The sequence below is a fragment of the Bacillus sp. EE-W1 genome, from assembly GCF_009760835.1.
GTDB classification, from domain to species: domain Bacteria; phylum Bacillota; class Bacilli; order Bacillales; family Bacillaceae_G; genus Bacillus_A; species Bacillus_A wiedmannii.
The window spans coordinates 74,865-80,045 of sequence record NZ_WIPE01000060.1; the positions used below are offsets into that span (position 1 = coordinate 74,865).

Sequence of the window (5,181 nt, forward strand, 5' to 3'; positions counted from 1 at the left end):
TTTCTCCTTGTTCCCCCTTGGAGAACCGAGTAGTTAGCTTTTGCTAGCTGCTCTTTGTTTGTAAAAAGCACTCAATTAACTGGGCATACATATAATATTCTGTGTTCCTTTCTCTATATATTGAAATAGTCTTTACAAATGGATAATCTCGTCACGAGAGCACTTTATTAAGTGCTCTTTTTAGGTTTTAAACTAATGAAAAATGAAATATTTACCATGAAGGTAATTGTTAAATATTTTACGCTTATACAGTATAATGGGATAGTTATTGTGTATTGGCATTAAGAGGAGCGTCCTGATTAAGCGCTTCTCTTTTTTTATAAAATAGCTCCAAATTACTTGGACACATTTACCAGTTCATTCAACACAAATATCATGTTAAAATCCCTTGTGAATACGACATAACTCAACTTGGTGAAGCCCTGTAATATTTCCTGTGGGGCTTCTTTTTTTACAAGCAATTATTTAATTACGCTGACTACCTTGATGTACAAAATAACGATTTTGTTCACTTTTTTGATACATTTATGAAACATTCATATGTTATCTTCAGTAAGTTCTATTTCCTTTATAATATTGTGTGAAGTATACCAACAAACGAAGCCCTAGAGCCCTAAATCTAGGGCTTCTTCATTTAAATAAGGGTTTTGTTCATCTCAATTTACACTCTGCATGTACAGACAACTATATATTTAAACACTAAAATATTATTGTGATTCTCATATAGTGTCACATACGACTTTTTCTCTGTTTATGGGCTCTTACGTAATAGTAAGGGCCATTTTTTTATTCAAATAAAGATTTTATTTATAAGATTCTCCCCACACTCTTTGCATATGTGTACAAAGTTCAAATTTGGTCTTACTTTACCCCTGTAGATCCGAACCCACGATTTCCTCTTTCTGATTCCAATAGCTCGTCTACTTCTACAAAATGAGCTGTTTCCACTGGTGCTATGACGCCTTGTGCTATACGAGTTCCCCTTTCAAAAACATGGGCTTTCATATCCGCCCCGGTATATCTTTCCGTATCATCTACCAATACACCAACTTCTCCTCAAAAACCACTATCCACAGTTCCAAGGATTACACATAACTTTGTACCACACGTCATACCGCTACGCGGTCTCACCTGAAGTTCGTATCCTGACGGAATCTCAAAGGCTAGTCCAGTTTTCACAACCTTCGTTTCTCCCGGCCAGATAACTGTGTCTTCTGCTGCTACAAGATCAAAACCAGCGTCACCAAGCTTTGCATATCTTGGCAACTCTATATCTTTCAACCTCTTAATCTTCACTCTTAAATTCATTCATATTCGCTCCTTTTAATAGTAGTGCCAGTTCCTCGCAACTCCCCTCAAAGAGATCGCGCCCATCTGGTAGCTTGAATATTTAATTATCAATTAATTTGTTGATTAAAACGTCTTGCCCCATATTGCCTCCTAACTGCTTTTCCTCTTATATATCCTTTTGTACTTCCTTATAGGGGTACCGCCACATCGCTATCAAGCTAAAAAAATAGGTCACCCCCAATTAAATATAAAAAAGAGCACTGATTTTTAGTGCTCTTTTTGTAAGCATTAAATAATGAAATTTGAATACGCTTATTCTTTAGAATAGAATAGCGAATAGTTATTAATTAGCCCCCTCTAGTTGTTGAACGTAATGAGCAAATTCTAAAGGCTGTTGCTTTTTTAAATAATAATCTTCTGCTACTCAATATCTATTTTGGTATTTCTTTAATCGCTCTTCCAAATCCCCTATGTATGTATCACGATGAAGTACACGCTCGTATCTTATATCCCTAGGACAATCTAAGAATACTACGTAATCATAAAATGTTTTCCATTCTTCCCTCAAAAGAAAAATGCCTTCAATGATTACAATACTTTTAGGTGTTATCTTTATCGTTCTCTGTGTAAATGTATCTTTTTCCTTGTTGTAAAATGGCAAAGATAGATACTTTTCATTTTGATACAATTTATCGTATAAGTGTTCATTTAGATAATTAGTATCCCATTGTAACTGATAATATTCAAACCATTCATCGTGCCCTGTATTATACCTCTCAGCTTTCTCAACAATATGATCATCTATATGGATAATTACTATATTATCTAAGATATTTTTTAGTTGATGTACTAGTGTCGTTTTCCCAGCACCACTTAAACCATCTATCGCAAGAACAAAGGACCTATCTACATAATGCTTTTTATACTTTTCTTTTATTTGTTTCTTTAAACATTCTCATTTATCCATTCAATTCATTATCCTTTCTGCCTTTTTTAAACTAAGACAACTTAATTTCCCTTTCACCATATATTCTTATGACAAAATGCTGTAGAAAGCTTAAGAATTCTTAAGAACTTTTTCCCCTTTTTCTTAAGATTTGGATGCTAGTATATAATTATGAATTCAAACCTGTAAGGGGTTAAGTATGAAAATAGTTAACTTTCTTATTTTATGTATATAATGAACTAGAAATCAGTTGATGCAGCCTTTCCAAATTCAAGGTTTATTGGAGACAAAATAATTGAAGGAATTAATTTGAAGAAAGTAAGATAGAAATGTTTCACCTGCTTATGTCTTTAGTTGTTCAATACGAGAAAAAATGTGGAGGAATAATATGGATTCAAAAATTCTTATTGTTGATGATGATAAAGAGATTAGAAATCTTATCTCTGTTTATTTGGAAAATGAAGGACTAAAAACTCAAAAGACAGAAGATGCTATGGAAGCTTTACAACTGTTAGAAGAAAAGGAGTTTGATCTTATTATTTTAGATATTATGATGCCGGATATGGATGGTATTGAAGCTTGCATGAAGATTAGGGAAGACCGCAATATGCCTATCATTATGCTATCTGCAAAATCAGAGGATATAGACAAAATTCAGGGTCTAGCCTCTGGTGCCGACGATTATTTATCAAAACCGTTTAACCCATTGGAATTAATCGCTAGGGTAAAATCCCAATTAAGAAGGTTTAAAAAATACAATACATCAATAAATCATAATAAAAGTATCCTAGAAATTGGTGATTTAGCCGTGAATACAGATACACGTCAAGTATGGGTAAGGGGAAAGGAAACAAGGCTAACTCCAAAAGAGTTTGATATACTCGAACTACTTGCCCGTAACAAAGGGATTGTCCTGAGTGTAGCAAAAATATATGAAGCAATTTGGAAAGATGCTTTTTATAAATCGGATAATACCGTCATGGTGCATATTACAAAAATAAGAGACAAAATTGAAGAGGATTCTAAACATCCTATTTATATTAAAACTGTTTGGGGAATTGGATATAAAATATGAAGAATGTTAGTTTTAGAAATAAGATCATTATAAAACTTCTTGGTGCTGTTGCAGTTAGTTTTTTTATTTCATTTGGTTTAACAATCCTCATTTTGGCATACGTCATAGATCCATTATTTGTAAAACAAGAAGAATTTGGTATGTTTGAATTCAATTTGGCATTGTTGTTCTTATTCGCGTTCGCAATCTTTAACTTTATAATAATTTTTTTGATATTGGTTCGAAAGAAAATAGTATATTTGAAGCTCATTTCGGATAATGTAAATGATATTGCAAATGGAAAACTGGGTTTGACAATTGGGATTAAGGGGAAGGACGAATTGACCCAACTTGCTCAAAATATCAACTATATGTCCAAGGAATTGGAAAATACATTTGAACAAGAAAGACGATTAGAACGTACAAAAAATGAACTTATAACCAATGTATCTCATGACTTACGCACACCGTTAACATCTATTATTGGCTATATAGATTTATTAAAAAGAGGGCAATACAACAGTAAAACACAATTACAGGAATACCTTGAAACCACTTATTCAAAGTCACAGAGACTGAAATATTTAATTGATGAGCTGTTTGAATATACTCGTTTATCAGGCATAGATGCTAAGTTAAACTTTAATGAAGTTGATTTATCAGGTTTGTTGGAGCAAATAGTTGGAGAATACATTCCTATATTTGAAAAGGAAAGTTTAATCGTTCAAAAATCAATAACGGAAGAAACAATACCTATTTTCATGGATGTAGAAAAAATGGTACGTGTATATGAAAATCTGTTTATGAATGCGATAAAGTACAGCATGAAACCTTCCGAATTATCCGTATGTCTTGAATTAATAGGTAACAAAGCAATTTTGAAAGTATCAAATAAAGTCGAGAAGCCGCCTGTTAGCGACCCTAATAAATTGTTTGAAAGATTTTTCAGGGGTGATAAGGCAAGAAAAAATGATCAAGGAAATGGACTGGGACTTGCTATCTCAAAAAGAATTGTTGAACTTCATCATGGTAATATACATGCAGAATATAAAGAAGGTTGGATATCCTTTATTGTTGAACATCCAATCAAATAGATTGGCTTATGGAATTACAGGTTCCATAAGCTTTTTTTTATAAAACTTAAGAATTCTTAAGGATTTTACAGGGTGTTTCCTAATTTTCATAGTTTATCATGTATGTATTCAAAGCAATGAGGTGAGTGGAGAAATTAAAAATAAAATTTTCTTTACAGCTTTCAATTGGATACATCGTGACAGCCTTATGGAAAAGGTAGATGCAACATGACTATTTTGTTAGTAGCAAATATGAATAGCAGCTTATTTTAAAGAAATGAAAAAACAAACATAGGAGGATATATATGATAAAACCAGTTGTAGATGTAAAAACCATTCAAAAATTGTACGGTAAAAAAGGTGAGAATCAATCGCACGCGTTAAAAGGTGTATCATTCTCAATTCAAGAGGGGGAGTTTGTCGGTATTATGGGGCCATCTGGTTCTGGTAAAACAACATTATTAAATGTAATTTCAACGTTAGATAAAGCGACAGGCGGCGTTGTTGAAATTGCAGGAACGGATATTACGAAAATGAAGCAAGGTGAGCTTTCTGATTTCCGTTCACAAAAATTAGGATTCATTTTCCAAGACTTTAACTTATTAGAGAATTTATCTATTTACGAAAATATTGCACTTCCACTTTCACTTCAAGGTGTCCCATCACGAAATATTGGACAGAAAGTAGAAAAGGTAGCTGATATGTTAGGGATCTCAGCAATCCTTCAAAAGTATCCATCTGAAGTATCCGGTGGACAAAAGCAGCGTTCAGCAGCAGCTCGTGCGTTAGTGCATGAGCCAGCAATTATTTTAGGGGAT

The 5,181-nt window shown here is 33.1% G+C and carries 4 protein-coding genes and 2 pseudogenes; 3 read left to right on the forward strand and 3 right to left on the reverse strand.

The features are described from left to right. Nucleotides 1-861 precede the first annotated feature (861 nt). From dut to GFJ36_RS11910, 3 genes and pseudogenes are all read right to left on the reverse strand, one after another. Nucleotides 862-1,308: pseudogene (gene dut, locus GFJ36_RS11905) on the reverse strand (dUTP diphosphatase). Beyond that, nucleotides 1,286-1,432, reverse strand: a pseudogene (locus GFJ36_RS29550) (Fur-regulated basic protein FbpA). The pseudogenes dut and GFJ36_RS29550 overlap by 23 nt, the downstream one beginning before the upstream one ends. Before the next feature lie 282 nt (nucleotides 1,433-1,714). Continuing rightward, nucleotides 1,715-2,227, reverse strand: a complete 513-nt coding sequence (locus tag GFJ36_RS11910) for an AAA family ATPase (RefSeq protein WP_306475323.1) — start codon at nucleotides 2,225-2,227, stop codon at nucleotides 1,715-1,717. A gap of 397 nt (nucleotides 2,228-2,624) precedes the next feature. Between GFJ36_RS11910 and GFJ36_RS11915 the strand changes: the two genes are divergently transcribed. The 3 genes from GFJ36_RS11915 to GFJ36_RS11925 all read left to right on the forward strand — a co-directional run. After that, a complete protein-coding gene (locus tag GFJ36_RS11915) occupies nucleotides 2,625-3,311 on the forward strand; it encodes a response regulator transcription factor (RefSeq protein WP_157349580.1) in 687 nt (228 codons plus the stop codon). Next, on the forward strand, nucleotides 3,308-4,384 hold the full coding sequence (locus tag GFJ36_RS11920; RefSeq protein WP_157349581.1) for a sensor histidine kinase: 1,077 nt from the start codon (nucleotides 3,308-3,310) through the stop codon (nucleotides 4,382-4,384). The genes GFJ36_RS11915 and GFJ36_RS11920 overlap by 4 nt, the downstream gene beginning before the upstream one ends. Before the next feature lie 284 nt (nucleotides 4,385-4,668). Further along, the coding region (locus GFJ36_RS11925) for an ABC transporter ATP-binding protein (RefSeq protein WP_242015974.1) at nucleotides 4,669-5,181 on the forward strand (513 nt) is incomplete at its 3' end.

Bases quoted from the DNA above. Each gene is read 5' to 3' on its own strand.
- GFJ36_RS11915 (WP_157349580.1), top strand. From the start codon at position 2,625: ATGGATTCAAAAATTCTTATTGTTGATGATGATAAAGAGATTAGAAAT.
- GFJ36_RS11920 (WP_157349581.1), top strand. From the start codon at position 3,308: ATGAAGAATGTTAGTTTTAGAAATAAGATCATTATAAAACTTCTTGGT.